This is a genomic window from Erwinia pyrifoliae DSM 12163 (assembly GCF_000026985.1).
Classification (GTDB): domain Bacteria; phylum Pseudomonadota; class Gammaproteobacteria; order Enterobacterales; family Enterobacteriaceae; genus Erwinia; species Erwinia pyrifoliae.
On sequence record NC_017390.1, the window covers coordinates 3,703,998 to 3,720,558 of the forward strand.

The 16,561-nt window shown below is 54.2% G+C and carries 16 protein-coding genes; 5 read left to right on the forward strand and 11 right to left on the reverse strand.

Annotated features, from left to right (window positions below; translation table 11 throughout):
• Positions 1–298: 298 nt before the first annotated feature.
• Together crp and EPYR_RS16925 are read left to right on the forward strand one after the other, a co-directional pair.
• The gene (gene crp, locus EPYR_RS16920; protein ID WP_014539677.1) at positions 299–931 is read left to right on the forward strand and encodes a cAMP-activated global transcriptional regulator CRP; all 633 of its coding nucleotides are present in this window, start codon (positions 299–301) and stop codon (positions 929–931) included.
• Between the two features lie 60 nt (positions 932–991).
• Positions 992–3,070, forward strand: coding sequence for a YccS/YhfK family putative transporter (locus EPYR_RS16925; protein ID WP_015899103.1), 2,079 nt, complete (start codon positions 992–994; stop codon positions 3,068–3,070).
• Positions 3,071–3,115: 45 nt separating this feature from the next.
• Here EPYR_RS16925 and argD read toward each other — a convergent pair whose 3' ends face one another.
• The 3 genes from argD to ppiA all read right to left on the reverse strand — a co-directional run bounded on the left by argD (position 3,116) and on the right by ppiA (position 5,628).
• Positions 3,116–4,333, reverse strand: a complete 1,218-nt coding sequence (argD, locus tag EPYR_RS16930; protein WP_014539679.1) for a bifunctional acetylornithine/succinyldiaminopimelate transaminase — start codon at positions 4,331–4,333, stop codon at positions 3,116–3,118.
• An 86-nt stretch (positions 4,334–4,419) separates the two neighbouring features.
• Positions 4,420–4,998 carry an aminodeoxychorismate synthase component II gene (locus EPYR_RS16935; protein WP_014539680.1) on the reverse strand — a complete coding sequence of 193 codons (579 nt, stop codon included), beginning with the start codon at positions 4,996–4,998 and terminating at the stop codon, positions 4,420–4,422.
• A 57-nt stretch (positions 4,999–5,055) separates the two neighbouring features.
• On the reverse strand, positions 5,056–5,628 hold the full coding sequence (ppiA, locus tag EPYR_RS16940) for a peptidylprolyl isomerase A (protein WP_014539681.1): 573 nt from the start codon (positions 5,626–5,628) through the stop codon (positions 5,056–5,058).
• Between the two features lie 275 nt (positions 5,629–5,903).
• Here ppiA and tsgA point away from each other — a divergent pair, with 275 nt between their 5' ends.
• Together tsgA and EPYR_RS16955 are read left to right on the forward strand one after the other, a co-directional pair.
• Positions 5,904–7,085, forward strand: coding sequence for an MFS transporter TsgA (gene tsgA, locus EPYR_RS16950; protein ID WP_014539683.1), 1,182 nt, complete (start codon positions 5,904–5,906; stop codon positions 7,083–7,085).
• 365 nt (positions 7,086–7,450) lie between these two features.
• Positions 7,451–7,969 (forward strand): hypothetical protein, encoded by a 519-nt coding sequence (locus tag EPYR_RS16955; protein WP_015899104.1) that lies wholly within the window; start codon positions 7,451–7,453, stop codon positions 7,967–7,969.
• A gap of 412 nt (positions 7,970–8,381) precedes the next feature.
• Here EPYR_RS16955 and EPYR_RS16960 read toward each other — a convergent pair whose 3' ends face one another.
• Positions 8,382–9,659 (reverse strand): cytosine deaminase, encoded by a 1,278-nt coding sequence (locus tag EPYR_RS16960; RefSeq protein ID WP_015899105.1) that lies wholly within the window; start codon positions 9,657–9,659, stop codon positions 8,382–8,384.
• Positions 9,660–9,764: 105 nt separating this feature from the next.
• Between EPYR_RS16960 and EPYR_RS16965 the strand changes: the two genes are divergently transcribed.
• Positions 9,765–10,238 (forward strand): hypothetical protein, encoded by a 474-nt coding sequence (locus tag EPYR_RS16965; RefSeq protein WP_049774205.1) that lies wholly within the window; start codon positions 9,765–9,767, stop codon positions 10,236–10,238.
• A gap of 45 nt (positions 10,239–10,283) precedes the next feature.
• Here the strand turns inward: EPYR_RS16965 and trpS are convergent, their stop codons facing one another.
• The 7 genes from trpS to aroK all read right to left on the reverse strand — a co-directional run bounded on the left by trpS (position 10,284) and on the right by aroK (position 16,351).
• Positions 10,284–11,288 (reverse strand): tryptophan--tRNA ligase, encoded by a 1,005-nt coding sequence (trpS, locus tag EPYR_RS16970; RefSeq protein ID WP_014539686.1) that lies wholly within the window; start codon positions 11,286–11,288, stop codon positions 10,284–10,286.
• On the reverse strand, positions 11,281–11,982 hold the full coding sequence (locus tag EPYR_RS16975; RefSeq protein WP_015899107.1) for a phosphoglycolate phosphatase: 702 nt from the start codon (positions 11,980–11,982) through the stop codon (positions 11,281–11,283). Before EPYR_RS16975 ends, trpS begins: the two co-directional genes overlap by 8 nt.
• On the reverse strand, positions 11,966–12,652 hold the full coding sequence (gene rpe, locus EPYR_RS16980) for a ribulose-phosphate 3-epimerase (RefSeq protein ID WP_014542627.1): 687 nt from the start codon (positions 12,650–12,652) through the stop codon (positions 11,966–11,968). The genes EPYR_RS16975 and rpe overlap by 17 nt, the downstream gene beginning before the upstream one ends.
• Positions 12,653–12,689: 37 nt before the next feature.
• The gene (dam, locus tag EPYR_RS16985) at positions 12,690–13,511 is read right to left on the reverse strand and encodes an adenine-specific DNA-methyltransferase (protein ID WP_014539689.1); all 822 of its coding nucleotides are present in this window, start codon (positions 13,509–13,511) and stop codon (positions 12,690–12,692) included.
• A gap of 119 nt (positions 13,512–13,630) precedes the next feature.
• Positions 13,631–14,596, reverse strand: coding sequence for an SPOR domain-containing protein (locus tag EPYR_RS16990; protein WP_014539690.1), 966 nt, complete (start codon positions 14,594–14,596; stop codon positions 13,631–13,633).
• A gap of 91 nt (positions 14,597–14,687) precedes the next feature.
• Positions 14,688–15,776 carry a 3-dehydroquinate synthase gene (aroB, locus tag EPYR_RS16995; protein ID WP_014539691.1) on the reverse strand — a complete coding sequence of 363 codons (1,089 nt, stop codon included), beginning with the start codon at positions 15,774–15,776 and terminating at the stop codon, positions 14,688–14,690.
• Positions 15,777–15,829: 53 nt separating this feature from the next.
• A complete protein-coding gene (aroK, locus tag EPYR_RS17000; protein ID WP_014539692.1) occupies positions 15,830–16,351 on the reverse strand; it encodes a shikimate kinase AroK in 522 nt (173 codons plus the stop codon).
• Positions 16,352–16,561 lie beyond the last annotated feature (210 nt).

Consider the following 16,561-nt stretch of genomic DNA (forward strand, 5'->3'; position numbering starts at 1 on the left):
TTTTTCTGACTATGCTGAAGCGAGACAACAGAAGACAGCCATCCCAAGCTGTGCTACAAACGAGGCTGTAAATTTCATCTGCATCATGATGTTGGTGAAAACGAAACGACAGCATACGGCTTGCCCCGGAGCGACCCGTGTCTTTTCCTATCGGAACGCTTGACTATGTCAACGCCTGGCAGGGATTCAGCCCCCCGTATATCCCCAATATTTACGTGCGGCAGCAAGGGGATCGTGGCACTTGCTGCGTGGTAAACCGGATGTATTCAGGCCAGATGACAACAGAGGATAACAGCGAATGGTTCTCGGCAAACCGCAAACAGACCCTACTCTCGAATGGTTCCTGTCCCATTGCCATATTCACAAATATCCATCCAAAAGCACGCTGATCCATCAGGGTGAGAAGGCGGAAACCCTTTACTACATCGTTAAAGGTTCAGTAGCGGTATTAATCAAGGATGAAGAAGGGAAAGAGATGATCCTCTCTTATCTCAACCAGGGGGATTTTATCGGCGAGCTGGGCCTCTTTGAAGAGGGCCAGGAACGCAGTGCCTGGGTACGTGCCAAAGTAGCCTGTGAAGTGGCTGAAATCTCTTACAAAAAATTCCGTCAGCTGATCCAGGTCAATCCTGACATCCTGATGCGCCTGTCTTCGCAGATGGCGCGTCGCCTGCAGGTCACCTCGGAAAAAGTGGGTAATTTAGCTTTCCTTGATGTGACCGGACGCATTGCCCAGACGCTGCTGAACCTGGCAAAACAGCCCGATGCAATGACGCACCCGGACGGGATGCAGATCAAAATCACCCGTCAGGAGATCGGCCAGATTGTTGGCTGCTCGCGCGAAACGGTCGGTCGTATACTGAAAATGCTGGAAGATCAAAACCTGATCTCCGCACACGGTAAAACCATCGTCGTTTACGGCACGCGTTAATCGCCCCTGAACCCACGGCGCGCCAGCCTCTGTCGCGCCTTTTTCTATTTGGTGCGGCTGATGTGGCGCAGAATCATTTATCAACCTGAAGTTAACTACGCACTGCGGCAAACGCTGGTGCTGTGTTTGCCGGTTGCACTTGGCTGGCTGCTGGGAGATTTACAGAAAGGTCTGCTGTTCTCACTGGTTCCCGCCTGCTGCAACAATGCCGGGCTGGATACGCCGCATAAACACTTCTTTAAACGCCTGATGGTGGGCGGAGGCCTGTTCGCCGGCAGCAGTTTTATTATCCAGTATGCCGGCGCCCAGGGGATCCCGCTGCCGCTGATCCTGCTGCTGATGGCGATGCTGCTGGGGGTTACCGGCGAGATCGGCCCGCTGCATGCCCGCCTGATGCCCGCCTCGCTGATTGCCGCCATCTTCACCCTTAGCCTCGCGGGGAAAGTGCCGATGTGGCAGCCTCCGTTACTGTATATCCTGGGCACCATCTGGTACGGCGTATTTAACTGGTTCTGGTTCTGGCTGTGGAAAGAGCAGCCGATGCGCGAAACGCTCAGCCTGCTATATCGCGAGCTGGCTGACTACTGCGAGGCAAAGTATCGCCATTTAAATCAGTTGAACGATCCCTCAACCGCCATGCCGCCGCTGTTTGCCCGCCAGCAAAAGGCCGTCGACCTCATCACTACCTGTTACCAGCAAATTCATATGCTGGCAGCCAACCGCAACCAGCACTACCAGCCTTTGACGCGCGCTTTCCAGGTGGCGCTTGACCTGCAGGAGCACATCGCCGTCAGCCTGCATCAGCCGGAAGACGTGCAAAAACTGGTGCGCCTGAGCCACGCCGAGGCGGTGATCCGCTGGAATGCGCAGCGTATCGCCGCCCGTCTGCGCGAGCTGGCTGACGATATCCTGTATCACCGCTTCCCCAAACGTTTTGAGATGGAGCAGCCGCTGGAAGCGCTGGAGAAGGTAGTCCATCAGCATCCGGATAATCCGGTCGGTCATTTTTGCTACTACCATTTCAGCCGTATTGCGCGCGTGCTGCGCACTCAACGCCCGCTTTACCGCCGCGATTTGATGGCCGACCGTCAGCGCCGCCTGCCGCTGCTGCCGGCGCTGAAAAGCTACCTTTCGCTTAAATCTACCGCTTTGCGCACCGCCGCACGCTATGCGGTGATGTTGACCTTTGCCAGTACGCTGGCGCTGTTTTTGGCTATGCCGAAGCCGTACTGGATACTGATGACCATGATGTTTGTCAGCCTGAACGGCTACAGTGCCACCCGGGTGCGCATCCAGCACCGGGCGCTCGGCACCCTGGCCGGGCTGGCGGTTGCCGCACTGGCCCTGCGCCTGCATGCTCCTGAGTCAATGACATTACTGGTGATGCTGGCCATCACCCTGGTCAGTTACCTGATTTTACGCAAGTTCTACGGTTGGGCGACGGTGGGCTTTACGGTAACGGCGGTTTATTCTCTCCAGCTTTTGTCGCTGAACGGGGAGAGCTTCTTATTGCCGCGCCTGCTCGATACGTTGATGGGCTGCCTGATTGCCTTTGGCGGCAACATCTGGCTGTGGCCGCAGTGGCAGAGCGGGCTGCTGCGCCAGAACGCAAACGATGCGCTGGAGGCCTTTCAGGAAGCGTTGCAGATGTTGTTAGGCAATGAACAGGATGTCAGCAAGCTGGCGAACCAGCGTATTAAAGTCAATCAGGCGCATAACGCGCTGTATAACTCCCTGAATCAGGCGATGCAGGAGCCTGGCTTCAATTCCCGCTATTTGGCCGATATGAAACTGTGGGTTACCCACAGCCAGCTGATCGTTGAACATATTAATGCGATGACGATTATGGCGCGGGAACATACCATGCTCACCGCCTCGCTGGCGGAGCGCTATCTTCAGTCCTGCGAGATAGCCCTGCAACGTTGCCAGCAGCGGCTGGAATATGACGGGCCGGGTTCAAAAAGCAATGTGCTGGAGGCACCGGACAATTTCCAGCATGGCCCGGTGACCCTGCTGGAAGGTCACATCGAGCGTATTCTCGACCACCTTAACACCATGCACACCATTTCATCACTGGCCTGGAGCCAGCGCCCACATCATGGCCACTGGCTGTCACGTCGCTTGGGGAAATCGTCATAGCGGCAACCCGAATAAGCGGTCGCCGCACGGTTAGCGCACCGTCGCTCAGCCCAGTACTTTATCAACGGCCGCAGCAAAGCGCACCATGCCTTCGGCGATATCGGCAGGCTCTATCACCAGCGATGGCGCGAAGCGCATCACGCCGCTACCGGCTACCAGCACCATCACCCCTTCGGCCGCCGCCACGTTAAGGATTTCGCGGGCTTTATCAGCGTACTGTGGCTTCAGCGCTGCGCCAATCAGCAGCCCTTTGCCACGGATATCGCTGAACAGATCGCGCTTAGCATTTAGCGCCTGTAGCGCATCAACAAACAGCTGCCGCCGCGCGGCCACGCCGTCGAGCACTTCCGGCGTATTGATGATGTCCAGCGCCGCTTCAGCCACCGCACAGGCCAGCGGGTTGCCGCCGTAGGTGGTGCCGTGCACGCCTGGTGCCATCACTGAAGCAATGTCGTTGGTGGTCAGCATCGCGCTGACCGGGAAGCCGCCACCCAGAGCCTTAGCCGTGGTGAGGATATCCGGGCTCACGCCGTAGTGCTCACAGGCAAACAGCTTGCCGCTACGGCCCATGCCGCTCTGTACTTCGTCCAGCACCAGCAGCGCATGATGTTCATCACACAGCTGACGCAGCCCCTGCATAAATTCCTCGGTAGCCGGCACCACGCCGCCCTCTCCCTGGATCGGCTCGACGACAATCGCACAGGTATGATCGTCGATAACCGCTTTGACCGCTGCCAGATCGTTAAAGGGCACATGGACAATATCAGCCGGTTTTGGTCCAAAGCCGTCGGAGTATTTTGGCTGCCCGCCGACGGAAACGGTAAACAGCGTGCGGCCGTGAAACGCATTATGGAAGGCAATAATTTTGCTTTTATACGGGCTGTGGCGCTGTGAAGCGTAGTAACGCGCCAGCTTGAAAGCCGCTTCGTTGGCTTCCGCGCCGGAGTTGGCAAAGAACACGCGCTCGGCAAAGGTGGCATCGATCAGTTTACTCGCCAGGCGCAAGGCTGGCTCGTTGGTGAAAACGTTGCTGGTGTGCCACAGGGTTTCGCCCTGGGTTTTTAATGCCTCCACCAGCGCCGGATGGCAGTGGCCCAGCGCGGTAACCGCAATCCCACCGGAGAAATCGATATACTCTTTACCCTGCTGGTCCCAGATACGGCTACCCTGGCCTTTGACCGGCACAAACTGTGCTGGTGCATAAACAGGCAAAATCACCTGATCAAACGTCGCCCGCGTTACCGCTTTCTTTTCCGCCGCCATTCATTACCTCACCGTTTAGTCTTTTCATACACATGAAAATATAGTCATAAAATATGCATAAAAAGTCAGAAAAAGGCAAACATTAATCAGCGTTTAAGAAAATTAGCCAGCAGCTGATGCCCCTGCTCGCTCAGAATGCTTTCCGGATGGAACTGCACCCCTTCCAGCGCCAGCGTACGGTGACGAAAACCCATAATTTCGTCCGGCTGGCCGTCATCACGCAGCGTCCAGGCGGTGAGTTCAAATGCAGCAGGCAGGCTGTCTGCCGCCACGATCAGCGAGTGATAGCGCGTGACCGTCAACGGATGGTTGAGGCCGGCAAATACGCCAGCATCGTTATGCTCAATCGCCGAGGTTTTACCGTGCATCACCCTTCGTGCCCGTTCAACACGCGCGCCAAATGCCTGGGCAATGGCCTGATGCCCAAGGCAAACACCGAGGATCGGCAACTGGCCAGCAAAATGACGGATGGCATCCACCGAGATCCCCGCTTCGTTCGGGGTACAGGGGCCGGGGGAAATCACCAGCTGGTCGGGGGCCAGCTCGGCGATACCCGCCAGGGTAATCTCGTCGTTGCGCCGCACGCATACTTCAGCGCCCAGCTCGGAAAAATATTGGTAGAGATTCCAGGTGAAGGAGTCGTAGTTATCGATAAGCAGCAGCATGATCGGTCCGTTACGCCCGGGCCAGGGCGGCCCGGGTCAGAGAAAGCAGTCAGTTAATTATGGCAGCACTTTCGCCGACAGAATAACAACCGGCGTCACCGGGACATTCTGGTAAGGACCGAAGGTTTTAGTCTGGACCTGGGCAATTTTGTCCGCTACGTCCATACCCTTCACCACTTTACCAAATACCGCATAGCCAAAATCACGCTGGCCGTGATCGAGGAAGGCATTGTCCGCCACGTTGATAAAGAACTGGCTGGTGGCGCTGTCCTTCTCTGCGGTACGCGCCATGGAGAGGGTGCCGCGTTTGTTCAGCAGCCCGTTATCTGCCTCATTTTTGATCGGCGCACCTGGCTGCTTCTGCTGCATATCGGCAGTGAAACCGCCACCCTGCAACATAAAGCCGGGGATCACACGATGGAAAATTGTGTTGTTGTAGAAGCCGTTGTTGACATAATCCACAAAGTTTTTCACCGAAACCGGTGCTTTCTGGTTATTCAGTTCCAGTTCAATATTGCCCGCTGAAGTGGTCAGCAGCACATGCGCATCTCCCTTAGCGGCAAGAGCGGAGACAGAGATCGAAGACAGGGCGAGAACTGTCGCCACTGCGGTCAAAGTGCGTTTCAACATGAAAAAATCCTTACTGAGGGCAACAAATCATAGAATCAATAATGATTGTAAAGAGGCACTCACCAACGCGCCAGCGCTTTACCGTTATTTACCAGCGGTACGATAAAAGCAAACGTTATCTTCGCCGGGAAAACAGTGACCTTAATCACGTTATGGATGAAATATGAAAAAAAATATTTCAGTAAAGATTTAAGCAGATCACTATTATCGTTAAACTTCCCCGGTCCCCCACAGGCATTCCGCCTGCAAAACTTCTTTCTCAACAGGTTTCCACTATGACAAATCGCGATCGCATTGGGCTTACCTGGATCAGCTTCTTCTCCTACGCGTTGACCGGTGCAGTGGTTATCGTTACCGGTATGGTTCTGGAGAATATAGCGGCTTACTTCCAGCTGCCCGTTGCTCAGATGAGCAATACTTTTACCTTTCTCAATGCCGGTATTCTGCTGGCGGTGTTTCTCAACGCCTGGCTGATGGAAATCGTGCCGCTCAAGCGCCAGATCATTTTCGGCTTTGTGCTGATGGTGCTGGCGATACTCGGCCTGATGAACAGTCACAGCCTCGGCGTATTCTCCCTGTGTATGTTTGTACTGGGGGTAGTCAGCGGCATTACCATGTCGATCGGTACTTTCCTCATTACTCACCTGTATGAAGGACGTCAACGCGGTTCACGCCTGCTGTTTACCGACTCGTTTTTCAGCATGGCCGGAACCCTGTTCCCAATTATTGCCGCCGCTATTCTGGCAAGATCGCTGCCGTGGTACTGGGTGTACGCCTGTATCGGGGTTATCTATGTGGCGATTTTCATTCTGGCGCTGTGCTTTGAATTCCCGCAGTTGGGCAAAAAAGCCGTCCAGGGGCCGGTAGCGAAAGAGAAATGGGGCATGGGCGTGGCGCTGCTCGCCGTGGCGGCTTTGTGCTATATCCTCGGCCAGCTGGGCTTTATCGGCTGGGTGCCGCAGTACGCGACCAAAAATATGGGCCTGAACATTACCGAGGCCGGTAGCGTTGTCGGTCATTTCTGGACCGCTTATATGGTTGGGATGTGGGCGTTCAGCGCCATTCTGCGCTTCTTCGATCCACAGCGTATTGTCACCGTGCTGGCGCTGATCTCAACCCTGCTGATGTACTGGTTTATCAACACCACCGATGCGTCCATGCTGAAATGGATTATGATGAGCCTGGGCTTCTTTTCCAGCGCCATTTACACCACTATCATTACCCTCGGTTCCCTGCAAACTAAGGTCTCTTCACCGAAACTGGTGAACTTTATCCTGACCTGCGGCACCATCGGCACCATGTTGACCTTTGTGGTCACCGGCCCCATCGTCGATAAAGCCGGCATCCACGCGGCGCTGGCTACCACCAACGGCCTGTATGCCGTGGTGTTCCTGATGTGCCTGCTGCTGGGCTTCGTCAGCAAGCACAAGCAGCACGGACATATGGATACGCATTGACGGAAAAACCGTTCTGAACTGATGCCAACCGGCAGAAAGAACCGGGCGTGAGCCGCCTGACAGGGCGGCTTGACGAGATGGTACCCCCTCTCTGTGAGGAGTACGCTGACGGGGGGTCTATTTTAGAAGCAGTCAGTATGCAAAACGTCACGCTTATCGGTATTTTGCCCGGTAAACATTTCTTCCAACCCGCTATCAGCTAAAAGGGGAAACGCACTGTCAATGCAAGGCTGCATTCATGTACATATAAACAGATAGTTTTATGTTAGTTGTAGAACCATTGCCTTATAATGTTTCCCGCGTCTAAGAAGATTTTTTTACCAAGGAAATATTATATGATAAGTGCCAAAAAGCTGGCGAATTAAATGGCTGATGCCATTCACATTGATAGCAATTTATTTCGTGCATTTCTTGGCGGTTTTGTAAATCTACCCGTGGACTTTTGCTATCTGGGTCGGGATTTTTTAGATACCGAAAATAGAACGATACATTCTTATGACAAAGAAAGAATGATCAAAATGATAAAGAGTGGTATGGCCTCAAGACAGAACCTTGAAAAGGTAATACGTCTTTTTGTCGACAACTTTATCCAGCGAGTCAATTTTCAAAAAGTAAAGGAGTTGTCTACCAAAGCTGGGGGACATTTCTTGGGTAAAATGGCTTTCAACCAATTGGCTGCTGCTAACATGGGCTATATTCTCTCTTCTAAACTCATCCCCAGATTAGCATCAGGTATGGCCATAGGAAGTCTCCTTTCCGTGGGGGCTGCAATGTCTCGTTCTGTGTATGTATCCAGAAACTTAATGACACGTAACCCCTCTGCCTACAATATGTTAAGGCGCATGGGCGATCTGGATCTCCTTTACTTTATGGTTGCCGAATAAACCAGACCCTTTGAAGATGCCGTCGCCTTATCCTTTACAGATCACAACAAATTCCATCAAACATGCTGTTATTTTTTTGAGAGAATTGATATATGAAGAGAGTATTACTGGCCGGATTGTCACGAATAATCCAGGGGGTTGGTATTGGCGTATGTGGGCTATCATTAATTTATATGGGATGGTTTTTATTTTTCTCTTGCAGTGAAGACAAATACTACCTTGCGGCCGTTTCAATTATTGGGCTAGTCCCCGGTTATTATATCTTTAAGTTCGCTGTGCGAAAAATCTATGATGAGAGTCCCAGCGACTGGTGATTCCAGTGCCGATGAATTAGCCATAACATCCGCTTGCTGCACATGCGCTGAGCCAGGCAAATGCCACTGCCGCCTTTTTATCTGCCTCACCCATCCACTCAGCGCATGAAATCAACCGGTTCACTGCTGTCCAGATGAATCTGGCTGACCGCTGGTTGCGTTTCCGCTATCACCCGCCCGTGGCGAAGGGAATAACGCACCGGCACCTGACGGCGCAAGGCATCGAACCCGCTTTCAGCGGGCAGGATCACCAGACTGGCGCTGTTGCCGACCTGAATACCGTAATCGGTTAGCTGCAAGGTTCTGGCGCTGTGGGTGGTGATCAGATTGATCCCGGCATCCAGCTGCTGATAACCCATTAGCTGGCAGACGTGCAGCCCCATATGCAGCACCTGCAACATATTGGCGGTGCCGAGCGGATACCAGGGGTCGAATACATCGTCATGACCAAAGCAGACGTTGATATCCGCTGCCAGCATCTCTTTCACCCGGGTTATTCCACGGCGTTTCGGATAGCTGTCAAAACGCCCCTGCAGATGGATATTCACCAGAGGGTTAGCGACAAAGTTAATACCGGACAGCTTCAGCAGGCGAAACAGGCGCGAAGTGTAGGCTCCGTTGTAGGAGTGCATCGCCGTCGTGTGGCTGGCGGTGACGCGCGCGCCCATCTTTTCACGATGCGCCAGCGCGGCCACGGTTTCGACAAAGCGTGACTGTTCATCGTCGATCTCGTCGCAGTGTACGTCCACCATACGTTGATACTTCTGCGCCAGCGCAAAAGTTTTGTGCAGCGACTCAACGCCATATTCGCGGGTAAACTCAAAATGCGGGATGGCCCCGACCACATCAGCCCCCAGCAATAACGCCTGTTCCAGCAAGGCTTCGCCATCTGGATAGGAGAGAATGCCCTCCTGCGGGAATGCCACCAGCTGGATATCCACCCAGGGAGCCATCTCCTGTTTCACCTCGATCATGGCTTTCAGCGCGGTCAGCGTTGGGTCAGAAACATCAATATGGGTGCGCACATGCTGAATACCATTGGCAATCTGCCACTTTAACGTCTGCTTTGCGCGCCGCTTGACGTCGTCATGGCTTAACAGCGCCTTGCGTTCTGCCCAGCGTTCTATCCCTTCAAACAGCGTACCCGACTGGTTCCAGGCCGGTTCACCGGCGGTCTGGGTGGTATCGAGGTGAATATGAGGCTCAATGAATGGAGGTATTGCCAGCCCGCCTTCGGCATCCAGCGCGCTACCCGCCGCGCAAAGGTGCGGCTGCGGCGCGATTTGCGCGATTTTGCCTTGATGGATCTCAATCTGCCAAAGTCCATCACGCCCGGGCAGACGGAGCTGATTGATCCATTTTAATTCTGGCTGCATACAACCCCCTACGTTATAAATAAGATGCTCTGTTGATCGTGGCCTTGATCGCGGGAGCCAATGCCGGATGATAAACAGACTGAGCGCCTTCATGCTCCCACTCTGATGCAACTCACTGACCGCAAGGAAGAAACCATGATAAAATTAATACTCGCCAGCCTGCTGGTTAGCCAGCCGCTGCTGGCTGCAACGCCCGACTATAGCAGCTTGCAGGGCATCTGGCAGGTTGAAGCCGTCAAGGTGGTTGACAGCCCGGTGCAGGCAGTAGTGGATAACGATCCGCAGTATATGGGCGCAGAAGTCACATTTTCAGCTAATAACATCGTGTGGAATAAAGGCACGCCGCAGCGACCGATCGATCCGACTATCGATAACTGCCAGCAAAAGCCTACGCTGACTGCGGCCGGGAACAACGATCCCGAACAGGGCTATCAGGTTACAGGAGGGTTTAATGTGCTGTGCGGTGCAGAACCCTGGGGGCCAGGAGCGGTCGTCACACCGCCACAGAAAGGCAAGATGACGCTGTACTGGTATGACGGAGCGATCCTGTCACTCAAGAAGGTGATGACACAATCATAGCAACCAAAGCGGCAGACCTTGTTTCCGGTCCGCCGCGCAAAGCCATTATGGCTGGGCGACGAAGCCGATAGCCTGGTAAACCTTCTTCAGCGTTTCCTGCGCCTGAGCGCGGGCTTTCTGCGCACCTTCGCGCATCACCTGCTCAAGGAAAGCTTCATCGTTACGGTAACGGTGATAACGCTCCTGAAGCTCGCTCAACATGCCGGAAACCGCCTCTGCTACTGCGCCTTTCAGATGTCCATACATCTGACCCGCGAACTGCTGTTCCAGTGCGGCTATCGGCGTTCCGGTCACGCCCGACAAGATATCCAGCAGGTTGGCAATGCCGGGTTTCTCTTTGACATCGTAGCGCACCACCGGTGGCTCATCGCCGTCGGTCATCGCACGTTTAATTTTTTTCACCACCGACTTCGGATCTTCCAGCAGGCCGATAACGTTATTGCGGTTATCATCGGACTTGGACATTTTTTTGGTCGGCTCCAGCAGCGACATCACGCGCGCACCGGATTTCGGAATAAACGGCTCTGGCACTTTGAAGATCTCGCCATACAGCGCGTTAAAGCGTGAAGCCACATCACGGCTCAGTTCCAGATGCTGTTTCTGATCTTCACCTACCGGCACCTGGGTGGTCTGGTAGAGCAGGATATCCGCCGCCATCAGCACCGGATAGTCAAACAGACCGGCGTTGATGTTTTCTTCATAGCGCGCCGACTTGTCTTTGAACTGAGTCATGCGGCTCAGTTCACCGAAATAGGTGTAACAGTTAAGGATCCAGCCAAGCTGGGCATGTTCAGGTACGTGCGACTGAACAAAAATGGTGCTTTTCTGTGGGTCGATACCGCATGCCAGGTAAAGCGCCAGCGTATCCAGCGTCGCCTTACGCAGCGCCACCGGATCCTGGCGCACGGTGATGGCGTGTAGATCGACAATGCAGTAAATGCAGTGATAGTCATCCTGCATCTGTACCCACTGACGCAGCGCACCCATATAGTTGCCAATGGTCAGTTCACCTGAAGGCTGTGCGCCGCTAAATACGATGGGTTTACTCATGTTTCCGTCCTGATAATGACAGCCCGAGTGCGGGCAACAAATCGTTAAAATGATCGAGCGTGAGATCCGGCTGGCTGGTGATGATGGACTCGCCGTAGTTATAGCCGTAGGTCATGCCGATACAGGGACATCCCGCCGCCTGCGCCGCCAGAATATCATTACGCGAATCACCGACAAACACTAACTCGCCCGGCAGCAGGCCCAGTTTACCAAGCACCAGAAACAGCGGAGCCGGGTGCGGCTTCTGCGCCACCACATCATCACCACCGATAATCAGTGAAAAATAGCCAGCAATACCCAGCGATCGCAGCAGCGGAGCGACAAAAGGTGTGGGTTTGTTGGTGACCAGAGCCATAGGCACGGAATGCTCATCCAGCGAGGCAAGCGTCTGTTTCACTTCCGGGTACAGCAGGCTGCCGCCGTCCACGCTGCGCGCGTAATGTTTATCCAGCAGCAGGCGGCCGTCACGCAGTAAATCGGCCTGCGGAGCATGGCCCAGCGCCCAGCTCAGGGCGCGCTCAATTAGAATATCTGCACCGTTACCAATCCAGGTCGACACGCGCGCAACGCCAGCGGCTGGCAGGCTCAATTCCGTTAGCGCCGCGTCGACGGCGCTGGCCAGCCCTGGTGCGCTGTCTGTCAGCGTGCCGTCAAGATCAAAAGCCAGCGCACGATAATCAGTGAAATGCCCCATGCCGGGATTTCTCCAGTTCAGTGCGCATATCATCAATGACTTTCTTGTAGTCCGGATGACCGAAGATCGCTGAACCGGCAACAAACATATCTGCGCCTGCAGCAGCAATCTCACCAATGTTGTCAACCTTCACGCCGCCATCCACTTCCAGCCGAATGTCATAGCCGCTCTGGTCAATCAGCTTACGCACCTGACGCAGCTTGTTCAGCGTGCCGGGGATAAAGGATTGGCCACCAAAGCCTGGGTTGACCGACATAATCAGAATCACGTCCAGCTTATCCATGACGTAGTCGAGGATGCTGAGCGGCGTTGCCGGGTTCAACACCAGGCCCGCTTTACAGCCGTGCTCCCTGATCAGCTGCAGCGTGCGGTCAACATGTTCAGAAGCTTCGGGATGAAAAGTGATATAGCTGGCACCGGCTTTGGCAAAATCAGGCACCAGGCGGTCGACCGGCTTCACCATCAGATGGACATCGATTGGAGCGGTCACACCGTAATCGCGCAGAGCTTTTAGCACCATCGGGCCCATGGTGAGATTGGGAACGTAATGATTATCCATCACATCGAAATGCACCACATCACCGCCTGCAGCCAGTGCTTTGGCGGTATCTTCACCCAGGCGGGCAAAATCTGCGGAAAGAATTGATGGGGCAATTAAAAACTGTTTCATCCGTTTCTCCCTGGTTATGCCTGCTTGCAGGCTTTCGTCACCGGCCCGTATACAGCGCCAGTAGTTCATTGACCTTACTACGACTATTGCCACTTCGGCTGATCGACCGACGTACTTTGATTTCCTGCAGCTTCGTCGCCGCCTGATACCATTGACGGGTCAGCGGCGTGTCGTGGTTTGAGATCAACACGGTAATGCTGCTTTCCTGTGCCAGCCGGGTAGCCAGTTCAGCAAGGTGCTGCTGCTCGCGCATACTGAAACTGTTGGTATGGTAAGCGGTGAAATTAGCGGTTGCAGACAGCGGCGCATAAGGGGGATCGCAGTAAACCACTGACCCCTGACGCGCTTTCCCTAACGTAACATCGTACGATTCACAGACAAAGGTCGCATATTGCGCGCGTTCCGCAAACCAGTACAACTCATCCTGCGGGAAATAAGGTCTGCGATAGCGGCCAAACGGAACGTTAAACTCACCGCTCAGGTTATAGCGACACAAACCGTTGTAGCAGTGGCGATTAAGATATAAAAACAGCAGCGCACGACGATAAGCATCGCTGCACTGGTTAAATTCCTTACGCCGGGCATAGTAGACGTCGGCATTGTTACTTTCCGGGGTGAAAAGTAAACTTGCATCAAGGACGAACTCATCGGTACGCTCTTTAACGATATTGTAAAGATTGATCAGGTCGCTATTGATGTCAGCCAGAATATAACGTGAATATTGCGTGTTCAGGAATACCGATCCGGCACCCACAAACGGTTCGATCAGACAATCCCCTTCCGGGAGGTGGCTACGGATGTCGTCAAGTAAAGGGTACTTACCACCAGCCCACTTCAAAAAAGCGCGATTTTTTTTCATGCCGTCGTTAATTACTTACTCTTCAGGCTGTGGTTAAACCGACAGCATATCTGCGCTTTAAATGCTGCATGCCTGAGGCACACACACTTCAGGAAATGCCGGGTTACCCCGGCAGAATTTTACTTACCCGCTTCATTTTTGACCTGGCTCACCGGTTTTACCCACGGATTCTGGGCGCGTACTTCGGCAGGAAGCGTAGCGACAGCACGTTTCGCCTCTGCAGAGGTAGCATAAGAACCGCTCACCAGTACATACCACGGCTGGCCATTACGCGTGGTCTTGTAGACGTGATACCCGGACAGATTTTGCTTTTTGGCCCAGGCATTCAGGGAATCAGCGTGTGAAGCACTGCTCAGCTGCAGGGTAAAATTACCGCCCGGTGAACTGCCGCGATGGCTGTCTGAAGGGGTGCTTTTGCGAGCTGGCGCAGCAGGTTTGCTCTCTTTAACCGCCGGTTTACTCGCTGTGGATTGATGTGCGGCGGCAGTTTTATGCGGCGACGGCGTAATACGCACGGTGGCGTTGCCGGGTACCGGACGCGGTTTTTCGGTCACCGCTGCGACCGTCGCCGCAGCCGTTGGCAGTGAAGTGTCGTTGCCCTGCAAGGCCTGTGCCGCAGCATTGACCTGGCCCTGCCTCTCTTCCAGGGCGCTGTTCAGGTCGCCCTGCAGTTCAACACGCTGTTGGCCAAATGGAGTCTGTGCTGGCTGAGCCTGAGTTGGCGTGGGAGATATGGGGGGAAGCGCCACATTCTGCGTTGCACCCGCCGGGCTGTTTTCAGCCGATGCAGGCTGACCGGACTGCCCGCTCATTGATGAGCTACCAGCAAGATCAATACTTTTCTCACCGCTACTGCCAGCAGGCGTTTGCGGCTGTTGCGCCCCCTGGCTGTGGCCATTATTCGGGGATTTCAGCGCCGACCCGATGCCCAGCACGAGCAGCAGCAGAACCAGAATACCCATACCCATCATCATGTGCTGACGCGAGACCGGCATTTTTGGCGCAGCAGCCGTTTTACGCGACCGCGTGGGGCGGCGGTCGCTGGTGTCAGGTTTTAACTCGTCTTCCGGTTTAAACTCGTCCATTTAACCTCCTCCCATAGAGCGGCAATGCCGTCTCAACACTGTGAACGGCGCATATATCAGTCTCAGCCGGGATACCGGGCTAAGAAAAGTTTTACGGCTTTTGGCAATCCCGAATCGATGCCAGAACCATATCATGCGCGACACCTTTGCGCACTTCGGCTCTGCCGATTGCCAGCGGAAGCACCAGCCGCAGTTCGCCAGCCAGCACTTTTTTATCGCGCATCATATGTGGCAGGTAATCTTCCGCTGCCATACTTTCCGGCCCCTCTACCGGTAAACCGGCACGCCGCAACAGCGCGATAATACGATCGGTATCTTGTTGGCTGAACTGTCCAAGGCGCTCGGCGGTACGGGCTGCCATCACCATACCCACGGCAACCGCTTCACCGTGTAACCAGTTACCGTAGCCCATATGCGCTTCGATAGCATGGCCGTAGGTATGACCAAGGTTCAGCAAGGCGCGCATGCCATGTTCGTGCTCGTCGGCCGCGACCACTTCGGCTTTTAATTCACAGCAACGGCGAATGCACCAGGCCAGCGCCGCGCCATCCAGCGCCAGTAATGCATCGAGGTTCTGTTCCAGCCAGTTGAAAAACTCGCCGTCGAGAATAATGCCGTACTTAATCACTTCAGCCAGCCCGGATGAAAGCTCGCGCCCGGACAGGGTATTGAGGCAATTGAGATCGACGACCACCGCAGCAGGCTGATAAAACGCCCCAATCATATTCTTGCCCAGCGGATGATTCACCGCCGTTTTACCGCCAACGGACGAGTCCACCTGCGACAACAGCGTAGTCGGCACCTGAATAAACCGTACGCCGCGCTGATAGCTGGCGGCGGCAAAACCGGTTAAATCACCAATAACACCCCCCCCCAATGCCACAAGCGTGGTATCACGACCGTGAGGCTTCGCCAGCAGGGCGCTAAATACCTGGTCCATGACCGACAGAGTCTTGTACTGCTCACCGTCCGGCAGGATCACCTGGTCGACGACCACGCCCGCGTCTTCCAGGCGGGTACGCAGCGTTTCGAGATAGAGGGGAGCCAGCGTCTGGTTGGTTACCAGCATGACCTGTTCGCCCGCTTTAAGCGGCCAAAAAGAAGCCGGATCTGAGAACAACCCGGCGGCGATGGTAATAGGGTAACTGCGTTCCCCAAGAGTTACGGTAATCCTCTCCATGACGCTGTATCACCTTTTCTGCTGCACCCACGGGTGGGCGATCGGAGCTTTACTCAGCTCTTTTCCAACATATTGATAATCTGATTAGCCACGACCTTCGCACTTTGATCGTCCGTGCGGATAGTCACATCAGCAATCTCTTCATAGAAAGGATTGCGTTCATCGGCTAATGCTTCCAACACTTCTCGCGGTGGGGATTCCACCTGCAATAGTGGACGTTTTTTGTCGCGCTGCGTACGCGCCAGTTGCTTTTCGATAGTCGTTTCAAGATAGACAACTACGCCACGGGCGGAGAGACGATTGCGCGTTTCACGCGACTTGACGGAACCACCACCTGTCGCCAACACAATGCCCTGTTTTTCAGTCAGTTCATTGATGATTTTTTCTTCGCGATCGCGGAAGCCTTCTTCGCCTTCGACGTCAAAAACCCAGCCCACATCCGCCCCGGTACGTCGCTCGATTTCTTGATCGGAATCGAAAAATTCCATATTGAGTTGTTGAGCTAACTGACGCCCAATAGTGCTTTTGCCGGCACCCATAGGCCCAACCAGAAAGATATTGCGTTTCTCTGCCATTTTTTCGGTATTACTAAGACAATTCGTTAATGATACCCCGCCTCAAAACAGACAGGACATGAACTGAAACCTCATGAGCGATAGCGCGAGAATCAGACGGAAAATTATCTCAACACTGAAGGTGTTTTGGCAACCGATTAAATTACCTTGCCCATTGCGCACAATAATTTGGCGCGTTTCAGTCCGCTTCATTTATCAGCCGGATGAGGT

Coding starts and splice junctions, on each gene's coding strand:
- EPYR_RS16960 (WP_015899105.1), bottom strand. CDS start 9,659: ATGCAGCCAGAATTAAAATGGATCAATCAGCTCCGTCTGCCCGGGCGT.
- EPYR_RS16935 (WP_014539680.1), bottom strand. CDS start 4,998: ATGCTGCTGCTTATCGATAACTACGACTCCTTCACCTGGAATCTCTAC.
- EPYR_RS16925 (WP_015899103.1), top strand. CDS start 992: ATGTGGCGCAGAATCATTTATCAACCTGAAGTTAACTACGCACTGCGG.
- crp (WP_014539677.1), top strand. CDS start 299: ATGGTTCTCGGCAAACCGCAAACAGACCCTACTCTCGAATGGTTCCTG.
- dam (WP_014539689.1), bottom strand. CDS start 13,511: ATGAAAAAAAATCGCGCTTTTTTGAAGTGGGCTGGTGGTAAGTACCCT.
- ppiA (WP_014539681.1), bottom strand. CDS start 5,628: ATGTTGAAACGCACTTTGACCGCAGTGGCGACAGTTCTCGCCCTGTCT.
- aroB (WP_014539691.1), bottom strand. CDS start 15,776: ATGGAGAGGATTACCGTAACTCTTGGGGAACGCAGTTACCCTATTACC.
- EPYR_RS16990 (WP_014539690.1), bottom strand. CDS start 14,596: ATGGACGAGTTTAAACCGGAAGACGAGTTAAAACCTGACACCAGCGAC.
- rpe (WP_014542627.1), bottom strand. CDS start 12,652: ATGAAACAGTTTTTAATTGCCCCATCAATTCTTTCCGCAGATTTTGCC.
- EPYR_RS16975 (WP_015899107.1), bottom strand. CDS start 11,982: ATGGGGCATTTCACTGATTATCGTGCGCTGGCTTTTGATCTTGACGGC.
- EPYR_RS16965 (WP_049774205.1), top strand. CDS start 9,765: ATGCAACTCACTGACCGCAAGGAAGAAACCATGATAAAATTAATACTC.
- argD (WP_014539679.1), bottom strand. CDS start 4,333: ATGGCGGCGGAAAAGAAAGCGGTAACGCGGGCGACGTTTGATCAGGTG.
- tsgA (WP_014539683.1), top strand. CDS start 5,904: ATGACAAATCGCGATCGCATTGGGCTTACCTGGATCAGCTTCTTCTCC.
- aroK (WP_014539692.1), bottom strand. CDS start 16,351: ATGGCAGAGAAACGCAATATCTTTCTGGTTGGGCCTATGGGTGCCGGC.
- EPYR_RS16955 (WP_015899104.1), top strand. CDS start 7,451: ATGGCTGATGCCATTCACATTGATAGCAATTTATTTCGTGCATTTCTT.
- trpS (WP_014539686.1), bottom strand. CDS start 11,288: ATGAGTAAACCCATCGTATTTAGCGGCGCACAGCCTTCAGGTGAACTG.